Origin of the sequence: Pelistega suis (assembly GCF_013133795.1) — a bacterium.
Classification (GTDB): Bacteria; Pseudomonadota; Gammaproteobacteria; order Burkholderiales; family Burkholderiaceae_B; genus Taylorella; species Taylorella suis.
Map to the genome: position 1 here is coordinate 342,475 of NZ_JABGBN010000002.1, position 18,785 is coordinate 361,259.

General features: G+C 44.9%; 19 protein-coding genes. 7 read left to right on the top strand and 12 right to left on the bottom strand.

Going from position 1 to position 18,785, the window contains the following annotated elements:
- Positions 1–69: 69 nt before the first annotated feature.
- Together HKX39_RS04950 and HKX39_RS04955 are read right to left on the bottom strand one after the other, a co-directional pair.
- On the bottom strand, positions 70–1,281 hold the full coding sequence (locus tag HKX39_RS04950) for an NADH:flavin oxidoreductase/NADH oxidase family protein (protein ID WP_171680193.1): 1,212 nt from the start codon (positions 1,279–1,281) through the stop codon (positions 70–72).
- A 99-nt stretch (positions 1,282–1,380) separates the two neighbouring features.
- Entirely contained in the window at positions 1,381–1,713 is a 333-nt protein-coding gene (locus HKX39_RS04955; protein ID WP_171680194.1) for an ArsR/SmtB family transcription factor, read from the bottom strand.
- 141 nt (positions 1,714–1,854) lie between these two features.
- Between HKX39_RS04955 and HKX39_RS04960 the strand changes: the two genes are divergently transcribed.
- The 3 genes from HKX39_RS04960 to arsB all read left to right on the top strand — a co-directional run bounded on the left by HKX39_RS04960 (position 1,855) and on the right by arsB (position 3,669).
- On the top strand, positions 1,855–2,157 hold the full coding sequence (locus HKX39_RS04960) for an ArsR/SmtB family transcription factor (RefSeq protein WP_171680195.1): 303 nt from the start codon (positions 1,855–1,857) through the stop codon (positions 2,155–2,157).
- A gap of 100 nt (positions 2,158–2,257) precedes the next feature.
- Positions 2,258–2,668, top strand: a complete 411-nt coding sequence (gene arsC / locus HKX39_RS04965) for an arsenate reductase (glutaredoxin) (protein WP_171680196.1) — start codon at positions 2,258–2,260, stop codon at positions 2,666–2,668.
- Between the two features lie 2 nt (positions 2,669–2,670).
- Positions 2,671–3,669, top strand: coding sequence for an ACR3 family arsenite efflux transporter (gene arsB, locus HKX39_RS04970; protein WP_171680197.1), 999 nt, complete (start codon positions 2,671–2,673; stop codon positions 3,667–3,669).
- 48 nt (positions 3,670–3,717) lie between these two features.
- On the opposite strand, the gene HKX39_RS10615 is transcribed toward arsB, so the two are convergent.
- From HKX39_RS10615 to HKX39_RS04990, 5 genes are all read right to left on the bottom strand, one after another.
- Positions 3,718–4,242: an NAD(P)H-dependent flavin oxidoreductase gene (locus tag HKX39_RS10615; RefSeq protein ID WP_216605047.1), complete on the bottom strand. Its 525-nt coding sequence runs from the start codon at positions 4,240–4,242 to the stop codon at positions 3,718–3,720.
- 3 nt (positions 4,243–4,245) lie between these two features.
- Positions 4,246–4,671, bottom strand: coding sequence for a nitronate monooxygenase (locus HKX39_RS10620; RefSeq protein WP_216605048.1), 426 nt, complete (start codon positions 4,669–4,671; stop codon positions 4,246–4,248).
- Between the two features lie 217 nt (positions 4,672–4,888).
- On the bottom strand, positions 4,889–6,964 hold the full coding sequence (locus HKX39_RS04980) for a copper-transporting P-type ATPase (RefSeq protein WP_171680294.1): 2,076 nt from the start codon (positions 6,962–6,964) through the stop codon (positions 4,889–4,891).
- A 423-nt stretch (positions 6,965–7,387) separates the two neighbouring features.
- Positions 7,388–8,134, bottom strand: a complete 747-nt coding sequence (gene copM / locus HKX39_RS04985) for a CopM family metallochaperone (RefSeq protein ID WP_171680198.1) — start codon at positions 8,132–8,134, stop codon at positions 7,388–7,390.
- A 70-nt stretch (positions 8,135–8,204) separates the two neighbouring features.
- Positions 8,205–8,351, bottom strand: coding sequence for a hypothetical protein (locus HKX39_RS04990; RefSeq protein ID WP_171680199.1), 147 nt, complete (start codon positions 8,349–8,351; stop codon positions 8,205–8,207).
- A gap of 190 nt (positions 8,352–8,541) precedes the next feature.
- On the opposite strand from HKX39_RS04990, the gene cueR reads away from it, so the two are divergent.
- The 3 genes from cueR to HKX39_RS10750 are packed head-to-tail and all read left to right on the top strand — an operon-like array spanning position 8,542 to position 9,727.
- Positions 8,542–8,931, top strand: a complete 390-nt coding sequence (gene cueR, locus HKX39_RS04995) for a Cu(I)-responsive transcriptional regulator (protein ID WP_171680200.1) — start codon at positions 8,542–8,544, stop codon at positions 8,929–8,931.
- A 48-nt stretch (positions 8,932–8,979) separates the two neighbouring features.
- On the top strand, positions 8,980–9,258 hold the full coding sequence (locus HKX39_RS10745) for an arsenic resistance protein (protein ID WP_281356442.1): 279 nt from the start codon (positions 8,980–8,982) through the stop codon (positions 9,256–9,258).
- Between the two features lie 31 nt (positions 9,259–9,289).
- Positions 9,290–9,727, top strand: coding sequence for an arsenic resistance protein (locus tag HKX39_RS10750; protein WP_343043418.1), 438 nt, complete (start codon positions 9,290–9,292; stop codon positions 9,725–9,727).
- 88 nt (positions 9,728–9,815) lie between these two features.
- Here HKX39_RS10750 and HKX39_RS05005 read toward each other — a convergent pair whose 3' ends face one another.
- On the bottom strand, positions 9,816–11,036 hold the full coding sequence (locus tag HKX39_RS05005; RefSeq protein ID WP_171680201.1) for an ATP-binding protein: 1,221 nt from the start codon (positions 11,034–11,036) through the stop codon (positions 9,816–9,818).
- Positions 11,037–11,082: 46 nt separating this feature from the next.
- Positions 11,083–11,253 (bottom strand): hypothetical protein, encoded by a 171-nt coding sequence (locus HKX39_RS05010; protein ID WP_171680202.1) that lies wholly within the window; start codon positions 11,251–11,253, stop codon positions 11,083–11,085.
- Between the two features lie 150 nt (positions 11,254–11,403).
- Here HKX39_RS05010 and HKX39_RS05015 point away from each other — a divergent pair, with 150 nt between their 5' ends.
- Positions 11,404–12,321, top strand: a complete 918-nt coding sequence (locus HKX39_RS05015; protein WP_171680203.1) for a LysR family transcriptional regulator — start codon at positions 11,404–11,406, stop codon at positions 12,319–12,321.
- Positions 12,322–12,410: 89 nt separating this feature from the next.
- On the opposite strand, the gene lpdA is transcribed toward HKX39_RS05015, so the two are convergent.
- Genes lpdA through aceE form a run of 3 tightly spaced genes read right to left on the bottom strand, consistent with a single transcriptional unit; the run spans position 12,411 to position 18,564 of the window.
- Complete coding sequence (lpdA, locus tag HKX39_RS05020; protein WP_171680204.1) at positions 12,411–14,165, bottom strand: dihydrolipoyl dehydrogenase; 1,755 nt, start codon at positions 14,163–14,165, stop codon at positions 12,411–12,413.
- Between the two features lie 13 nt (positions 14,166–14,178).
- A complete protein-coding gene (gene aceF, locus HKX39_RS05025) occupies positions 14,179–15,864 on the bottom strand; it encodes a dihydrolipoyllysine-residue acetyltransferase (protein WP_171680205.1) in 1,686 nt (561 codons plus the stop codon).
- Positions 15,865–15,876: 12 nt separating this feature from the next.
- Positions 15,877–18,564, bottom strand: a complete 2,688-nt coding sequence (gene aceE / locus HKX39_RS05030) for a pyruvate dehydrogenase (acetyl-transferring), homodimeric type (protein WP_171680206.1) — start codon at positions 18,562–18,564, stop codon at positions 15,877–15,879.
- Between the last annotated feature and the right edge of the window lie 221 nt (positions 18,565–18,785).

Below are 18,785 nucleotides of genomic sequence, written 5' to 3' on the forward strand. Positions count from 1 at the left end.
CCAATTGATGATATTTTTCGCTAATAGCTTGCGAACGTTCGATAATATCTTGTAACTCCATAATTTCCTCTATGCTCTTCCTGTACTCAACCCAGCTTTCCCGTTTTCCCAAAGGGTTTTAAACAAGACTTTCCATGGTGATAGTTTCAGGTTAGGCTGTTTCCCTTGTCCAATTAACGCCATTTGTGCCATATACCAATCCATCTCCAACACGGCTCCGAGTTTTCTATCTAGCATTGTAACCCCTGTTTTAATCCTCGGCGTTAGACATGTTTGATAGGATTGATTTTTAATTTTGTTGGGTAAATCGGGCTGTAAAGCAAAAGGTCGCGCAATACCGATAAAATCCAGATGTCCACTTTGAAGCGCCTCATTCATGGCACTTTCACTCCGAAAACCACCGGTGATAATGAGTGGGACAGGACAAATAGCACGAGCTTTTTCCGCATAATCCAAGAAAAATGCTTCTCGCTTTCGCGTGCTATCTTTCACCGATAGCATTTCAGGATTTTCATAATTCCCCCCTGAAATCTCAATAAAATCAATACCTAATTCTGCCATCTTTTGGACGACTTGAAGACTATCCGTTTCATCAAAACCTCCTTTTTGAAAATCTGCTGAATTAAGTTTTAAACCAACTAAAAAGTCTGGTTGCACTACCGCTCGTATAGCGTGATAGATATCGACTAAAAACCTCATACGATTTTCAAGACAACCTCCCCATTTATCTTGACGGCGGTTATGATGAGGAGATAAAAATTGACTGATTAAATAGCCATGCGCCGCATGAATCTGTACACCTGAAAACCCACTTTTTTCAGCGATTTTTGCCGTCGTCGCAAATTGTTGAATTAAGGTATCAATTTCAACTTCGGTTAATGCTCTAGGAGGATTGATAAAACCATCCATTCCCTGTAATGCCACCTCACTCGGTGCAACAGGTGTAGGCGATAGTACTTTGGGAGATTGCTTACCTGCATGGTTAATCTGCATAATCAGCAAAGTATCATTTTGCGTACCTGCTTTTGCCCATTGTTGCAAGGTTGGTAAACTACGTTCATCTGTGAGCACCACATCATTGATTGAGCCTTTACCATTTTCAGCAACCATCACATTACCCGTTACCAATATACCCGCACCACCCTTTGCCCAAGTGTCATAAAGCTGCACCAACGACATTGTCGGTTGATTTTGATGCGCAAGTTGCTCTTCCATAGCAGATTTAAAAAAACGATTTTTAGCCGTTTTGCCATTAGAAAATGGAAATGATTGAAATAACATGAGATTCCTTGTTAAGATTATAGGTTTAAAAATATAAACCTATTAAAATAAAAAATAAGGCTATACTAGTGAAGCCTATAAAGCGCTATCTAAGCGTCATTAAAATAGTGGCGAGTTATCCAAGGGTTTAATGCAACCATCGGCAACAAATGAAGCCATCAAGCGCTGAAAGCGTTCACCTGCTTGTTGTAGACTAACCGTGTAATAACGCTCTTTACCTTGTTGATCAACACGAACCAACCCTGCATCCAACATAATTTTAAGGTGATGCGACACCGCTGGTCGCGATAAATGCAACCGCTCAGTCAAATCATTGACATTCAAGCTACCGTATTCAAACAAAATATGTAATATCATCAGGCGATTCTCATCGCTCAAAACAGTAAATGTCGGAATACACTCACGCAAAATATCAACGGTTTTTTGGCTCATCTTGTTTATAGGTTTAAAAATTTAAACCAATATTACAGAAAATACCTTACATTGTAAAGTAAAAATTATTAATTCAATATTTATTGAATTAATTCATTATCCCACTCTATAATCAGATACACATCATTTTTAATCATACCAATGAATATCGAACAAGCCAGCCAATTATTCGAAAGCCTATCATCACCTAGTCGTTTGGCGATTTTTCAAGCATTATCAGCGATGGGCACACAGGGAATGATTGCAGGTGATTTAGCAAAACAGCTGAATCTTGCCCCAAATTTGCTTTCATTCCACCTAAAATCACTACAGCATACGGGACTGATTCGCAGTCAGCAAGAAGGTCGATTTGTCCGCTATTATGCTAATCTGACCTCGATGATAACGCTAACTCACTATCTCACCCAAAATTGCTGCATCCACAGTCAAGAGCAATGTTGCTAAAATTTTTTGGGTCATCAATGATCAAGCGAACAAGTTTATGCTGACTGATTAGCATTGCGCCAGTTTTCTTTATTTTCAATACCGTTAAAAGGATAACATAATGAAAAACATCACCATTTATCACAATCCCGCTTGTGGCTCTTCACGCAATACTTTAGCACTCATTCGCCACATAGGGATTGAGCCTCAAGTCATTCATTATTTGGAAAACCCACCCTCCGAGGCAACTTTGCGTGAGCTATTATCAGCAATGCGCTTTACGCCACGCCAATTATTACGCACCAATGTGCCTGAATTTTTGTCTTGTGGATTGGATAATGAAGGACTTGATGACGATACAATCATCAATGCGATGCTCACCCACCCGATTTTAATCAATCGCCCAATCGTCGTCACCAATAACGGCGTGCGACTGTGTCGTCCACCCGAAGTGTTTTTAGACATTTCACCAATGCCACTTTTGCGTGATTTTGTCAAAGAAAATGGCGATGTCATTGTCGCAAGGAAATAACTATGGGGATTTTTGAGCGTTATTTAAGTTTATGGGTGGCATTAGCGATTACTTGTGGTGTTGCGCTAGGGCTACTTATGCCCAATGCTTTTGGGCAAATTGCCAAACTTGAGATTGCTCATATCAATCTACCGGTGGCGGTACTGATTTGGCTGATGATTTATCCGATGATGATACAGATTGACTGGTCAGCCATCAAAGATGTCGGCAAAAAGCCCAAAGGACTGGCGCTGACATTGTTTGTCAATTGGCTCATTAAGCCTTTTAGCATGGCACTCATTGGGTGGTTATTCTTTCGGGTGCTGTTTGCTGATTTGGTCGATCCAACATCGGCAAGCGAGTATATCGCAGGTATGATTTTACTGGGTGTCGCCCCTTGTACCGCCATGGTATTTGTGTGGTCTCAGCTCGTCAAAGGAGATGCTAACTACACACTCGTTCAGGTATCGGTCAATGATATGGTGATGATTTTTGCATTTGCTCCGATTACTGGCTTTTTGCTTGGAATGAGTGATATCAGCATTCCATGGCAGACGTTGGTCTATAGCACCATTTTGTATGTGCTACTGCCTTTGCTCGCTGGGGTAGTAACTCGACAAGTACTCAAAGCAGATTCTAATAAGATTGCACAGCTCAGCATGCGTCTTAAGCCATTTTCAACCGCAGGATTATTATTAACCGTGGTACTGTTGTTTGCCTTTCAAGCGCAAACGATTTTGGATAATCCACTCATTATTCTGTTAATCGCCATTCCGTTATTGGTACAGACTTATGGGATTTTCTTTTTGACTTATGTCTTAGCAAAATACCTTAAACTCCCCCATCAAATCTGTGGTCCTGCGTGTCTTATCGGGACAAGTAACTTTTTTGAATTGGCGGTGGCAGTGGCGATTTCACTATTTGGTTTACATTCTGGAGCAAGTCTAGCTACTGTGGTCGGTGTACTTGTCGAAGTGCCTGTGATGCTTTCACTTGTGGCATGGCTAAATCGTCAGCAATGATAAATGAATCAAAGCCGTTTGAATAGAGCATTCAAACGGCTTTTTTGCTTAACCCATCAATTCATCAACTAGTTCCTGCACACTTTTGACACGATCAATCGCAGAAATCCCATTGCCCACCGACACATAACCATGTTCAAAATCCCCTTCTAGCATACCCAAACGCATACCCGTACCCGCATTCATCACTTTGGCAATTTCAGCACGAGTTGCCCCATTTTCGCTCATTTCAAAGCATTTTTTAGCGACTTCGGTTGGCAAAGAGCGGTAATAATACGGCTCGGTGCGGAACAATAACAAATCATTGGCCGTTGATTGAACAATCCACTCTTTCACTTTTTGACTAGCTCGGCATTCGTGCGTCGCGATAAATGCCGTCCCCACCCACACGCCTTCTGCACCGAGCATAAACGCGGTCTGAAGCGCTTTTTTATCGGCAATACCACCAGCGAGCATCATCGGCAAATCCACCTTACCCACAAATTCAGCCAATACATTAAAACTGCCGATTTCTTTCATCGGCAAGGTTCCGCCTTCATCAAACCCTGTCAGCACCAAAATATCTGCACCCAATTTTTACGCTTTTAAAGCGTCTGGCAAATTCGGATTGCCCAAACGGCAAATGATTTTAATGCCTGCCTGTTTGAGTTTGGCGTAAATCGCTTCATCCAACCAACCATTATCCAGCACCACAGGCACTTGCTCTTCAATCAGCAAATCCACCATCAGCGGAATGAGCGAAAAATCATAAGACAAAATAAATGGTACACCAAAAGGCTTATCGGTCAAAGTTTTGACTTTGCGAATTTCAGCACGCATACGTTCTAATACATCTTGATTGGACGTTGGATTGGTGGTTTGCCCAGCGTGTGGGGCTAAAAAACCCAATCCGCCAGCGTTGGCAACGCTCGCCACTAAATGCGCATCAGTCAGCCACGACATTGGGGCTTGGACGATGGGATATTTGATGTTTAGGATTTGGGTAATGCGATTGTTTTGCATAATTTTCTCTGAGTTAAAAAATGGAATAAGCGTATTTTAGGTTATTCAAATTGAGAAAAGAATAGCGATTTTTGGGAAGTTGATTTTCAAAAATGGAAATTAACTTTCAGGTAGCCTGAAACTTATTTTGCAAAACTCCCAAACAAAAACACCGCTTTATCAAAAGCGGTGTTTTTGAGGTCGTTTTGTCATTGGAAGAAGCCTGCGGAGCTGTGGTCTACAACTTGCTTTTGCGCAGCCGCAGTGCGTTGCCGACCACGGATGCCGAGCTTAGGCTCATCGCCAGTGCGGCAATCATCGGCGAGAGCAGCCAGCCGGTAAAGGGGTACAGCACGCCGGCGGCAACAGGAACCCCTAGGCCGTTGTATAAGAAGGCAAATAACAGGTTTTCCTTCATATTGCGCACGGCGGCCTCAGACAATTTGCGTGCGGTGGCAATACCCCGCAAATCGCCTTTGACCAGCGTGATTTGCGCACTGCTCATTGCCACATCGGTGCCGGTACCCATTGCGATGCCGACATCGGCTTTGGCCAGTGCGGGGGCATCGTTGATGCCGTCGCCTGCCATTGCGACCACCCGCCCTTCGTTCTGAAGCCGCTCGATCAGTGCCAGTTTGTCGGCGGGCTTGACTTCGCCGTGCACTTCGTCGATGCCCAGTTTTGCGCCCACGGCGTTTGCCGTGGTCAATCCGTCGCCGGTTGCCATAATGATGCGCAGGCCGGCTGCTTTGAGCGAGGCCAATGCTTCGGGGGTGCTGTCTTTTACAGGATCGGAGACAGCAAGCAGTCCCGCAAGATGTCCGTCCGCAGCCAGATATATCACGCTGGCACCTTCACTGCGCAGGGATTCGGCCTGCTCGATCAGTGGTTCGACGCTAAGCCCGTTCTGCTGCATAAACGCCGTGTTGCCCAGTGCCAGCGCACGCCCTTCAACCACGCCGCTCACGCCGATGCCGCTGCCTGAATCAAACTGTTCGGGTTTGCTCAGCTTCAGCTGTTGTGCCCGTGCGGCCTGCACAATGGCGTCGGCCAGCGGGTGTTCGCTGCCCTGATCCAAGCTGGCGGCCAAACGCAGCACTTCTTCGGCGGAAAAGCCTGCTGCCGCAACGGCACGGTCAAAGGCGGGTCGGCCTTCGGTGAGTGTGCCGGTTTTATCAATCACCAAAGTGTCTACTCGCCGCAAGTTTTCGATAGCGGCGGCATCACGGAACAATATGCCCCTGCCTGCCCCGCGTCCTGTGGCGACCATCACCGACATCGGCGTGGCCAGTCCCAGTGCACAGGGGCAGGCGATAATCAAGACCGCAACGGCGTTGATCAACCCGAACACCCAAGACGGTTGCGGGCCGAACACGCCCCAGACAAAGAAAGTGGCAACGGCGACGGCGACAACCGCCAGTACGAAATAGCCTGCCACCCCGTCGGCCATACGCTGCATCGGTGCTTTGGAGCGCTGCGCCTGGGCCACCATCTGGACAATCTGCGAAAGCACGGTTTCCGAACCGATGCGCTCGGAGCGGATGACGAGCGCACCGCCGGTGTTGAGCGTGGCGCCGATGACTTTGTCGCCGGTGGCTTTGCGCACCGGCAGCGGCTCGCCAGTCAGCATCGATTCATCTACCGAGCTTGCGCCCTCAACCACCACGCCATCGACAGGCACTTTTTCGCCGGGACGCACACGCAGAAGGTCGCCGATGTGGATGTGGCTGAGCGGCACATCTTCTTCAGCACCGCCCGGGCCGATACGCCGTGCGGTTTTGGGCGCCAGTCCGAGCAGGGTCTTGATTGCCGCCGAAGTCTGCGACCGGGCTTTGAGTTCGAGCATCTGGCCGAGCAAGGTCAGCGAGATGATGACGGCCGCCGCCTCAAAATACACGCCGACCCGCCCCATCGATACAAACGATGCCGGAAAGATGCCGGGTGCAGCGGTGGCAACAACGCTGTAAACGAAGCCTGCACCCGTTCCCAGTGCAATCAGCGTCCACATATTGGGACTACGGTTTGCCAGCGACTGCCAACCCCGTGAGAAAAACGGCAGCCCCGCCCACAGCACGATCGGCAGCGACAGCACCAGCTCTACCCAGCTTTGTGCGGCCATATCCATCAGGTTCAGACGCTCGCCGAACATCGCCAGCACCAGCACTGCCGCCGTCAGGGGCAGCGTGTACCAAAAGCGTCGGGAAAAATCACGCAGCTCCGGATTGTCGTCGTCCAATTCAGGCATCAGCGGCTCCAATGCCATACCGCAAAGAGGGCAGTTGCCGGGGCGGTCTTGCCGGATTTCCGGATGCATCGGGCAGGTGTAGCCCGAAACAGCCGCTGCATCGGACGGTGTCTGCACAGGGAGGTGCTGTCCGTGTCCGTGTCGGCACTCGTGGTGTTTGGGCGGTTTGTGTGTTTCTTGCTTCATCACAATTTCTCCTGTTGGGTTCATAGGGTCATCACCGGTCGTTTACCGAAAAAGCAGGTACGGATTGGGTTGGTCAGAATGACGGTTTTTTCAGGCTGCCTGCAAATACCGATGCCGTCTGAAAAAGCAGAAGGTTCAGAACATCGCTTGCCGATGTGCCCGACAAGTCGGCATCATCATTTCCTTGGGGCTTGTTTTAAAGGCTGCCTGAAAACCCCAAATGCCGTCTAAAAAAGCCTTAAACCTGTTTTCAGACGACCTCAAAAACACCGCTTTATCAAAAGCGGTGCTTTTGCCTTATTGCCCCTACTGTTTTAGCCAGTCTTGCATCAGCTTGATTTCAGGCTCTTGGGCTTTGATGATGTCTTGAGCAAGCTTTTTCATTTTTTCGTCTTTGCCGAACTGTAATTGCACTTTTGCCATCTCGACCGCCCCTTGATGATGCGGAATCATTGCTTTGGCAAAGGCAACATCAGGGTTTGTCTCATTGATTGCCGCCATCATCGCCTCGTGGTGCGCCTTGCCTGCGGCATAGGCCTTGGCGTGCGGGGCTTGCAGGTTTTGGGTTGCGGTGTCTTTACCCGCCAGCCAAGCGTTCATCAAGTCGATTTCACTTTGTTGTCCATCAATAATCGCTTGGGCAAGTTTTCTCATTGTTTCGTCTTTGCCAAATTCAAGCTGTACTTTTGCCATCTCAACTGCTCCGATATGGTGCGGAATCATACCTTTGGCAAAAGCGGTATCAGCATCGGCAAGATTGCCCGCTTTGCTCATCTCATCGCCCATCTTGTTCATCATTGCAAGATAGGCTTGGGTATGGGGCGGAGCATTTTGAGTATCCATCGCCATAGCAGAGTGGTTCATATTGGCGTGGTTCACCGCTGCGTGCCCGTTTTGGTTATTTGGGCAGTCGTGGGTGGTTTGGGTGTAGTTATTGTCGCACGCCATCGAGTGCGTCGGCACTTCGTTTTTGCCGTCGGCAAAAGCGGTTGAAGTCGCCAAAACAACAGCGGCAGCGACAAGATGTACGGCACGGTTTTTGATGAATGTCATTAGATTCTCCTTGTCAAAATGGGCATTGATAACATTGGGCAAATGACAGATTCGCCCAATGTCCATTTCACTATTTGGTTTTACGATTCACACGCACAGCCGTTGCAAGTGCAGTCATCACAAATGCAGGGCTTGCCGTTTTGGCATTGGCAGTCCGGACGGTAGTTTTGCCCCGTGCAAGACTGGCAGCCGCAATGGGCGTGTCGGTTTTGAACAAAATCAGCGTTCATAACAGTTTCTCCGAATGTTAAGTTAAAGTGGATTATCAAAACAAAGTGCTTTTAAGCGATTAAAAGCATTGCTTTTTTGTTTTGATGTACGTATCATAAACTATAACCTTACGTTAGGGTCAAGGATTATTTTTACTTGATAACATTTTTTTACACACCACTCAATAAGGAGCAACAATGAACATCGGACAAGCGTCTAAATCTACCCAACTTTCCGTCAAACAAATCCGTGATTATGAAAAAGCAGGCTTATTAATTAACCCATCACGCAGTGAAGCAGGTTATCGGATTTATAACTCCAATGACATCGCTCGGCTAAAATTCATCGCCAAAGCCCGCAGCGTCGGTTTTTCGCTTGCACAGATTGGCGAGCTTTTGGCACTGCAAGACAATCCACACCGCACAAGTGCTCAGGTCAAAACGCTCACCGCCAGTCATATTAATTTTTTATCCAATAAAATCAAAGAATTAAAATCAATGCAACACACCCTGCAAGCGTGGAGTGATGCCTGCGGGGGCGATGGCAATCCCGACTGCCCCATCTTAAAAGGCTTGAGCGACTTTTAACCACCATCAAAGCAGATGAATGCCATAGCTTGATAACAGCCTTTTACGATGGCACTTGTGGGCTGGTTGTTTTTTAAGGTGTTTTTTGCTGGCTGGGTAGATGAACAATCGGCAAGCGAGTACATTGCAGGTATGATTTTGCTTGGGGTTGCACCTTGTACGGCAATGGTTTTTGTTTGGTCTCAACTGGTCAAAGGCGACCCCAATTACACGCTGGTGCAAGTGTCTTTAAATGATGTGATTATGATTTTTGCCTTTGCCCCGATTGCAGGGCTACTTTTGGGTATGAACGACATCACAATCCCGTGGGATACGCTGTTTTTTTAGCGTGTTGCTGTATTTGGTGTTGCCTTTGCTTGTGGGAGTTGCCACTCGCAAATCTTTGCAAGATGAACACAAAATGCGCCAATTCAGCCAGCGTTTTAAGCCTTTGTCTATCTTGGGATTGTTATTGACGGTGGTGCTGTTGTTTGCGTTTCAGGCACAAACCATTGTGGATAAGCCGATGATTATCCTGCTGATTGCCATTCCTTTATTGGTGCAGACTTACGGCATTTTTGCCTTGAGTGCGATTTGGGCAAAATGGCTTAAATTGCCCCACGCCATTTCCGCCCCCGCTTGCTTAATCGGCACAAGCAATTTTTTTGAATTGGCGGTGGCGGTGGCGATTGCTTTATTTGGTTTAAATTCAGGGGCGGCATTGGCAACGGTGGTGGGCGTGTTGGTTGAAGTGCCTGTGATGTTGTCGCTGGTGTGGTGGATAAACCGAAAATCGCTGGAAAATAAAGGGGTGTAGGTTTTCAGGCAGCCTGAAAATATTTTGCCAATTTCCAAACAAAAACACCGATTATCATCACGATAAACGGTGTTTTGCCCAAGCAATCTTACCCATTTGTCCGACCAAATACCTGAAAAAACGGCAGCACTTCTATGGTTTTGCCATCAATTATCATTTTATCTTCTTGATTTAAAGTAATAATTTTTCCTTGTTCAAAACCAAAAAAATTCATCGCATCAAGCAAACCATCTCGCTCTCGGACGATGTTTTCGGCATTAAGTTGCCAGCAGACTTGTATGAGCTGTACCGGCATACTGTTTTGGCACACCACAAAATCACATTCTTTGTGATTTTCATTATAATAATACAGTTCTGCAAATTGCCGTCTTAATTCCCAAAATACTGCATTTTCCAGCTTCCTACCCAAATCTGGGCTAAAAGACGGGCTAATCACACGCTGCAAGCCATTGTCTATAAAATAAATCTTGCGCGGATTGGCAAGTTGCACCTTGTAAGAATAGGCAAATTTGGGCAACATTTGTATGACATACGCTTGCTCCAAATGCGAAAGATATTCTTGTACGGTGGCTGTACTTTTCACTTCAAGGCTTTGTTTGAGCTTGCCTGCCGTGATTAAATTACCGATATTGCCCGCCAAAAACAGCAGCAACCGTTTCATTGATCGCTCATCACGAATGCCAAAACGGACGATAATATCCCGATACAAAATATCGTTAATCAGAGCATTTAAAATTTCGTCTTCGCCCAACTGCAAATACTGTGGAAAACCACCTTGTTGCAGATAATCTTCAACTGCGTTGGCATTGTTTTGCTTACCCAAAAATTCACAAAACTCCACAAATGAAAATGGAAAAAGCTCTTTGCTGATGTGCCGCCCTGTCAGTTTTGTTCCTAATTCACGGCTTAATAAGGACGCATTAGAGCCTGTTACCACCACCTGAAAATTTTGGTCAAGTTTGCCCCGTACATAAATCTCCCAACCTTCAACCACTTGAATTTCATCAAAATATAAGGTTTTAATTTCTTTGTTTTCGGCAATGATTTCATCCAATAAAGCAAAATCACCAAATTCAAAATCAAACAACTTTGGCGTATCAAAGTTCAAAAAAAGATAACTATTTTGTTGTTGTTTTTCAATCAGTTGAGCAAGTAACGTGCTTTTACCGCTACGGCGGATACCCGACACCACCAACGCAAAATTTGGCAAAATTTTTATTTTTTCAAGCATTTGGCGTGGATAGGTTTGCCCTGTTAATTGCTGTTTTTGAGTTTCAATGGCTTGTCTGATTTCGCTTTTTAAGAGCATACAATTTCCCCTTACCAAATAGCTTTCAATACTAATAAACACTATTTTACAAGAAAAACAAGACAAAAACAATATTATTCATTACTAATGAATGGTAGTGTTTGATACTAACGTCAGCCCCTGCAACCACCGCTTTTCCTGCATAGTTATTAGGCATACGCACATTACCCAACCAAGTCAATGTTGGTGTGGTTGATTGGCGTACAAGCCACGCCAAGCGAAGTCAGTGTTAATGCCATTAAACTGATTTTAAAAATTTTTTCATGGGTTTTCTCTGGGATTAAATGGAATAAGTGTGTTTTAGATTATTGAATTTGATAAATGAATGGATTAATATGAGAAAATATTTTCCAAAAATGAAAACCCTATGAACCTAAACGCCCTATCCCTATTTGTTTCTGTCGTCCAAGACGGCAGTCTCTCCAAAGCATCGGAACGGCTAAATGTGCCGATTGCGACCATTAGCCGTCAAATCACAGAACTAGAAAAATCGCTCAATATTCAACTATTTGACCGCAAAAAATCAGGCGTCAAACCCACAATGGCAGGGCAACAACTCTATGAGCAAGTGTATCAAAATATTGATAATTTATTGCAAGTAGAAAAAACCTTGGCTGACAATCAAGAAATTAGCGGAAAACTGCGGATTTCCACCTTTACAGGACTAGAAGAAGTATGGGCATGGATAGATGAGTTTTGCACTTTATATCCCAAAGTGAGTATTCATTGCCAAGTAACCGACCGAGTTTTGGATTTGGTGGAAGATAATATTGATTTTGCTTTTCGGGCAGGAAATTTGCATACAGATAATGCAGTCGCGCGTTTGGCTATTATGGCAAAAACCAAATGTTTGACACATCCTACTATTTTAGCCAAGTATGGCACACCCCAAACACCTGATGATTTACAACATTTTCCTTATGTCGGTTTTGCCAAAGCCGAACAAAAAGAATTGATGATTTCATTAGAAAATAAGGTATTGAAATTACCTTGTGTATTTACTTCCAACGATGTGTATGCCATCGCTTATTTAATTCAACAAGGGCGTGGTGTGGGATATTTACCTGAAACGATTGCCAATCGTTTAATTCATGAATATGGTTTAATTGAAATATTATCTGATTATCCTATGCGGGCTTATCCCGTACATTTATTGTATTTAAAACATCGCTATCCGTCTTCGGTGATGCGTGCGTTTTTGGATTTTGTGAGCAGTAAATTGGAAGTTCAGGCAGACGCCATCAAAAGAATCGACCCAATTTCTACCAAATCAAAGGCTTATTAGTTTCAATTACAATCAAATAAAACCATAAAAAAATGCTGAGTTTTCACCCAGCATTTTTTATCTCAAGACAATGCGTTTAGCACTTGGTATTACTTACGCTTTTTCTGCGCAGGTAAATCCGTGCACGCACCATGAGCGACCTCAGCGGCTAAACCGACCGACTCACCCAATGTTGGGTGTGGATGTACCGTTTTACCGATATCGGTAATGTCAGCACCCATTTCAATCGCTAAGCAAACTTCACTGATTAAATCGCCAGCGTGTGTACCGACAATACCACCACCGAGGATACGATGCGTTTCCCCATCAAAAATCAGCTTAGTAAAGCCCTCATCACGACCGTTGGCAATCGCACGACCAGACGCGGCCCAAGGGAATACGCCTTTTTCAATGGCAATACCTTGTGCTTTGGCTTGATCTTCCGTTAAACCAACCCAAGCCACTTCAGGATCGGTAAAGGCAACGCCAGGAATAACACGTGCATCAAACTCGGCTTTTTCACCAGCAATCACTTCGGCGGCCACATGTCCTTCATGCACGGCTTTATGTGCCAACATCGGCTGACCCACAATATCACCAATCGCAAAGATATGCGGTACGTTAGTACGCATCTGTGTATCCACAGGGATAAAGCCACGTTCAGTGACTACCACGCCTGCTTTATCGGCCGCGATTTTCTTACCATTTGGTGAACGACCTACCGCTTGTAACACTAAATCATAGCGTTGAGGCTCTTTAGGTGCGCCCTCACCTTCAAAGCTAACATAGATACCATCAGCTTTAGCTTCGGCAGCAACGGTTTTTGTTTTAACCATAATATTGTCAAAACGATGTTCGTTTTTCTTCTGCCAGACTTTGACCAAATCACGGTCTGCGCCTTGCATTAAGCCATCCATCATTTCAACGACATCAAGGCGAGCGCCTAACGCCGAATACACCGTACCCATTTCTAGACCGATAATACCGCCACCGATGATTAGCATTTTTTGTGGGACTGATTTCAGCGCTAAAGCACCTGTTGAGTCCACAATACGCTCATCGTCTGGTAAGAAAGGCAATTTCACCGATTGACTACCTGCGGCGATAATCGCATGTTTAAACGCCACTTCCTGTGTACCACCTGCTGCTAACTCCACGACAAAATGGTGATCGTCTTTAAACTGTGCTGTACCTGTGATGACAGTCACTTTACGGCCTTTTGCCATACCACTGAGACCACCCGTCAACTTAGCTACCACACCGTCTTTATAAGCACGAAGTTTATCTAAGTCTACTTGTGGTTCGCCGAAACTAATACCATTTGTCGCTAAGTGTTTAGCCTCTTCCAAAACAAAAGCATTATGTAATAAAGCTTTTGATGGGATACAACCCACATTTAAGCATACCCCACCTAATGTTGGGTAACGCTCGATTAATGCCACTTTTAAGCCTAAATCCGCTGCACGGAATGCCGCAGAATAACCACCAGGACCCGCACCTAATACAACGACATCATAAGCATCGTCACCAGCTGAGCTTTTTGCCCCTGCTGGTGCAGCAATAGGTGCTGCTGCCGGTGCTGCCGCTTTAGAGGCTTCAGCTTTAGGCGCTTCTGTCTTAGGTGCAGCTGCTGCGCCCTCAACTTGTAGAATAACAGAACCTTGCTTAACTTTATCACCGACTTTAACAGAAAGTGCCGTCACTACACCGGCTGTATCGCTAGGGATTTCCATCGAGGCTTTATCAGACTCTACGGTAATGAGGCTCTGGTCTGCTTTAATGGTATCACCTACATTGACCAATACCTCAATCACTTCGACTTCGTCAAAATCACCAATATCCGGTACTTTAACTTCTATACTCATAGTCCGCTCCTGATTACACCATCATACGGCGGAAATCGCCAAGTAGCTGTGCTAAGTACACGTTAAAACGTGCTGCCGCTGCACCGTCAATCACACGGTGGTCATAAGATAATGACAATGGCATTGTTAAACGTGGCTCAAATGCTGAACCATTCCATACCGGTTTTTGGTATGAACGGCTAACACCTAAAATTGCTACCTCTGGCGCATTAATAATCGGTGTAAAGTGTGTGCCACCAATACCACCTAATGATGAGATAGAGAAACAACCGCCTTGCATTTGCGCTGGTGATAATTTGCCTTCGCGAGCCAGTTTCGCTAGTTCAGATGTTTCTTTAGCGATTTCAGAAACTGATTTCTTATCCGCATCACGCACCACCGGTACCACTAAACCATTTGGTGTATCTGCCGCAAAACCGATATGGTAGTACTGTTTCATCACTAGATTATCGCCATCTAACGATGCGTTAAACTCTGGGAATTTTTTCAAACATTGGACAATGGCTTTGATGAGGAAAGCCAACATCGTAAACTTCACGCCCGCTTTTTCGTATTCTTTGTTTAATTGAACACGGAAAGCTTCTAAATCCGTAATATCTGCCTCATCATTATTAGTCACATGAGGAATCATTACCCAGTTACGGTGTAAGTTCGCACCAGAAATCTTCTTAATACGAGATAATGGTTTAGATTCAATAGGACCAAACTTGGTGAAATCTACTTTTGGCCAATCTAATACCGATAAACCACCACCAACTTGGCTAGAACCTGTATTCACATTATTATTAGGTGCCACTGAGAGCGCTGCTTTTACGAAGGCACGAACATCATCAATGGTAATACGATCTTTGCGACCAGAGCCTTTTACCTGTGTTAAATCTACACCTAACTCACGGGCAAAACGGCGTACTGACGGCGATGCATGTGGTAAGTTACGGAACTCTGTCGCACCCAAAGCATAAGCTGCTGTAGGCGATGCTCTAAAAGAAGACGCATCAACTGCTGGTGTGGCGCTTACCACTGGTGCTGCCACAGGCGTTTCTGCTTGGGCAGCAGGCGCTGGAGCAGCCACTGGTGTCGCTACTGATGCAGGTGCAGTTGATACACCACCTGTTGCCTCTACTTTTAATACGATAGAACCTTTAGCAACTTTATCACCCACCTTCACATTCACAGCCACTACTTTACCTGCATGACTTGAAGGAATCTCCATCGATGCTTTATCAGACTCAACGGTGATTAAGCTTTGATCTTCTTTGATGGTATCGCCAACATTCACCAATACTTCGATAACCTCAACTTCGTCAAAATCACCAATATCAGGCACCACTACATCCACGGGTCCCGCTGATACGGCCGGTGCTGCTGGTGCTGTTGGAGCAGCAGCAGGTGTCGCCGCAGGAGCAGATGCCGCAACAGGTGCTGGCTCAGCTGCTTTAGCGACTGGAGCAGCACTACCACTCGCTTCAACTTCCAATACAACAGAACCTTGTTTAACCTTGTCACCTACTTTAATACTAATAGACTTCACTACACCTGCTGTATCGCTAGGAATCTCCATGGAGGCTTTGTCAGACTCAACAGTAATTAAACTTTGATCTGCTTTAATCGTATCACCTACATTGACTAATACCTCAATCACTTCGACTTCATCGAAATCACCAATATCAGGTACTTTGACTTGAACTAATTGACTCATATTCGTTCTTCCTTATGCGTAATGTGGATTTGCTTTATTCACATCAATGTTGTACTTCGCAATTGCCTCAGCAACTTTAGCGGCAGGTAATTTTCCTTCGTCTGCCAATGCTTTAAGTGCTGCAAGTACGACAAAATAGCGATCCACTTCAAAGTGATTACGTAATTTGAAACGGAAATCAGAACGACCGAAACCATCAGTACCAAGCACACGATATGTACGACCCGCAGGGATAAATTCACGAATTTGGTCAGCAAAAATCTTCATGTAGTCAGAAGATGCAATCACTGGACCCTGTGTATCTTGCAATAATGATGTCACATAAGGTACTTTTGGTGTTGCTGTTGGGTTCAATAAGTTAGCACGGCTGCAATCTAAACCGTCACGACGTAACTCTGTGAAGCTTGGGCATGACCATACATCAGCCATCACACCCCAATCTTGTTCCAGCAAGTCTTTTGCAGCTTGTACTTCACGAAGGATAGTACCTGAGCCAAGTAATTGCACGCGGAGATCGCCTTTTGAGCCCTCTTGTAACTTATACATCCCTTTGATGATACCTTCTTCATCACCTGCTTTTAAGCCAGGATGAGCGTAGTTCTCGTTCATCAATGTGAGGTAGTAGAACACGTTTTCCTGATTCTCAACCATACGTTTGAGACCATGCTGCATAATCACAGCCACTTCATGCGCAAATGTTGGGTCATACGATACGCAGTTAGGAATGGTTGAAGAAAGCATATGGCTATGACCGTCTTCGTGCTGCAAACCTTCACCATTTAGCGTTGTACGACCTGCTGTACCACCTAATAAGAAACCACGTGCTTGCATATCGCCTGCTGCCCATGCTAAATCACCCACACGTTGGAAGCCAAACATTGAGTAGTAGATAAAGAATGGAATCATAATACGGTTATTCGTCGAGTACGATGTTGCCGCCGCAATCCATGAACACATAGCACCCGCTTCGTTAATACCTTCTTGTAATAACTGACCGTTAGCTTCTTCACGGTAGTACATCACTTGGTTTTTATCCACAGGGATATATTTCTGACCTTCTGGTGCATAAATACCGATTTGACGGAATAAACCTTCCATACCAAAGGTACGAGACTCGTCAGAAAGAATCGGTACTACACGCTCACCAATATCTTTTTCACGCAATAATTGATTTAAGAAACGAACAAAAGCTTGTGTCGTTGAAATAGAACGACCCTCTGCTGTCGGCTCTAAAATCGCTTGGAATTTATCCAAAGCAGGTACTTTTAATTTTTCATCTGCTTCTTGACGACGACGTGGGTAATACCCCCCTAATTTCTCACGTTGTGCACGTAAGTATTTCATCTCAGCAGAATCTTCTGATGGTTTGAAATATGGCACTTCTTCCAATTTATCGTCAGGAATTGGAATATTGAAACGATCGCGGAACTCACGAATCGCTTCTGTATCGAGTTTTTTCTGTTGGTGCGCAGGATTTTTACCTTGTGCAACATGACCAAGACCATAGCCTTTAATCGTTTTCGCTAAAATGACAGTTGGCTGACCCTCTGTTTTCATCGCAGCATCAAAAGCCGCATACACTTTGTTAGGGTCATGACCGCCACGATTTAAACGCCATACCTCTTCGTCACTCATACGGCTAACCATTTCTAATGTACGAGGATCTTTACCGAAGAAATGCTCACGTACAAAAGCACCATCATTTGCCTTATAAGCTTGATATTCACCGTCCACGGTCTCTTCCATAATCTTACGAAGTGCACCGTCTTTGTCACGTGCTAATAATGGATCCCAATAAGAACCCCAAATCAGCTTAATCACATTCCAACCACTACCACGGAAATCACCCTCTAATTCTTGGATGATTTTACCGTTACCACGTACAGGACCATCAAGACGTTGTAGATTGCAGTTAATCACGAAAATTAGATTGTCTAATTTCTCACGTGCCGCCAGACTAATCGCACCTAATGATTCTGGTTCATCCATCTCACCATCACCGCAGAAGCACCATACTTTACGTTTAGATGTATCTGCAATACCACGCGCATGTAAATATTTAAGGAAACGCGCTTGGTAAATCGCCATCATAGGACCTAAGCCCATTGATACCGTTGGGAATTGCCAGAAATCAGGTAATAATTTAGGGTGCGGATATGATGGCAGACCTTTACCGTCAACCTCTTGACGGAAATTATCTAATTGCTCAGCAGAAATACGCCCCTCTAAGAATGCACGAGAATATACCCCCGGTGACGAATGACCTTGGAAGTACACTAAGTCACCACCGTGATTCTCTGTCTCAGCATTCCAGAAATGGTGCTGACCGCAACCAATCATCGTCGCTAAAGAAGCAAAAGAAGCAATGTGACCACCTAAACTACCCCCATCTTCTGGATCATGGCGATTCGCACGAACAACCATCGCCATTGCATTCCAACGTACATACGCACGGATACGAGCTTCCAATTCTAGATTACCCGGATTAGGTGGCTCTAATCCTGGTGGAATAGTATTCACATAAGCTGTATTAGGTGAATAGGGAATATTAGAACCTGAGCGACGTGCCAAGTCCGTTAATTGCTCAATAATAAAATGAGCGCGTTCTGGACCTTCACGATCAAGAATTGCTTCTAAGGCTTCTAACCATTCTTTGGTTTCTACCGCATCTACGTCTTTTGGTGTTTGACTCGTAGCCATGCATTGCTCCTATTTCAATCGCAAGTTGTTTTAAAAACACCATGTACACATCCTAAGAGAGAGTTTTATGCATACTTTGGTGCTAATTTATCTGCTGATTATGCCATACTTTTTTTAAACTTTATTTATAGAGTTGTTTACTTTTTTTATATAATGGGAATAAATTTCACATTATGAAAAATTTGTTTAAAAAGCGCTTATTTGCTGCTATGCAACATTTT

Excerpts from the sequence above, each read along its gene's own strand:
- HKX39_RS04980 (WP_171680294.1), bottom strand. The coding sequence starts at position 6,964 with ATGCATCCGGAAATCCGGCAAGACCGCCCCGGCAACTGCCCTCTTTGC.
- lpdA (WP_171680204.1), bottom strand. The coding sequence starts at position 14,165 with ATGAGTATAGAAGTTAAAGTACCGGATATTGGTGATTTTGACGAAGTC.
- HKX39_RS04955 (WP_171680194.1), bottom strand. The coding sequence starts at position 1,713 with ATGAGCCAAAAAACCGTTGATATTTTGCGTGAGTGTATTCCGACATTT.
- aceF (WP_171680205.1), bottom strand. The coding sequence starts at position 15,864 with ATGAGTCAATTAGTTCAAGTCAAAGTACCTGATATTGGTGATTTCGAT.
- HKX39_RS04950 (WP_171680193.1), bottom strand. The coding sequence starts at position 1,281 with ATGTTATTTCAATCATTTCCATTTTCTAATGGCAAAACGGCTAAAAAT.
- HKX39_RS05005 (WP_171680201.1), bottom strand. The coding sequence starts at position 11,036 with ATGCTCTTAAAAAGCGAAATCAGACAAGCCATTGAAACTCAAAAACAG.
- aceE (WP_171680206.1), bottom strand. The coding sequence starts at position 18,564 with ATGGCTACGAGTCAAACACCAAAAGACGTAGATGCGGTAGAAACCAAA.
- HKX39_RS10620 (WP_216605048.1), bottom strand. The coding sequence starts at position 4,671 with ATGCAAAACAATCGCATTACCCAAATCCTAAACATCAAATATCCCATC.
- cueR (WP_171680200.1), top strand. The coding sequence starts at position 8,542 with ATGAACATCGGACAAGCGTCTAAATCTACCCAACTTTCCGTCAAACAA.
- HKX39_RS04960 (WP_171680195.1), top strand. The coding sequence starts at position 1,855 with ATGAATATCGAACAAGCCAGCCAATTATTCGAAAGCCTATCATCACCT.
- arsB (WP_171680197.1), top strand. The coding sequence starts at position 2,671 with ATGGGGATTTTTGAGCGTTATTTAAGTTTATGGGTGGCATTAGCGATT.
- HKX39_RS05015 (WP_171680203.1), top strand. The coding sequence starts at position 11,404 with ATGAACCTAAACGCCCTATCCCTATTTGTTTCTGTCGTCCAAGACGGC.
- HKX39_RS10745 (WP_281356442.1), top strand. The coding sequence starts at position 8,980 with ATGGCACTTGTGGGCTGGTTGTTTTTTAAGGTGTTTTTTGCTGGCTGG.
- arsC (WP_171680196.1), top strand. The coding sequence starts at position 2,258 with ATGAAAAACATCACCATTTATCACAATCCCGCTTGTGGCTCTTCACGC.
- copM (WP_171680198.1), bottom strand. The coding sequence starts at position 8,134 with ATGACATTCATCAAAAACCGTGCCGTACATCTTGTCGCTGCCGCTGTT.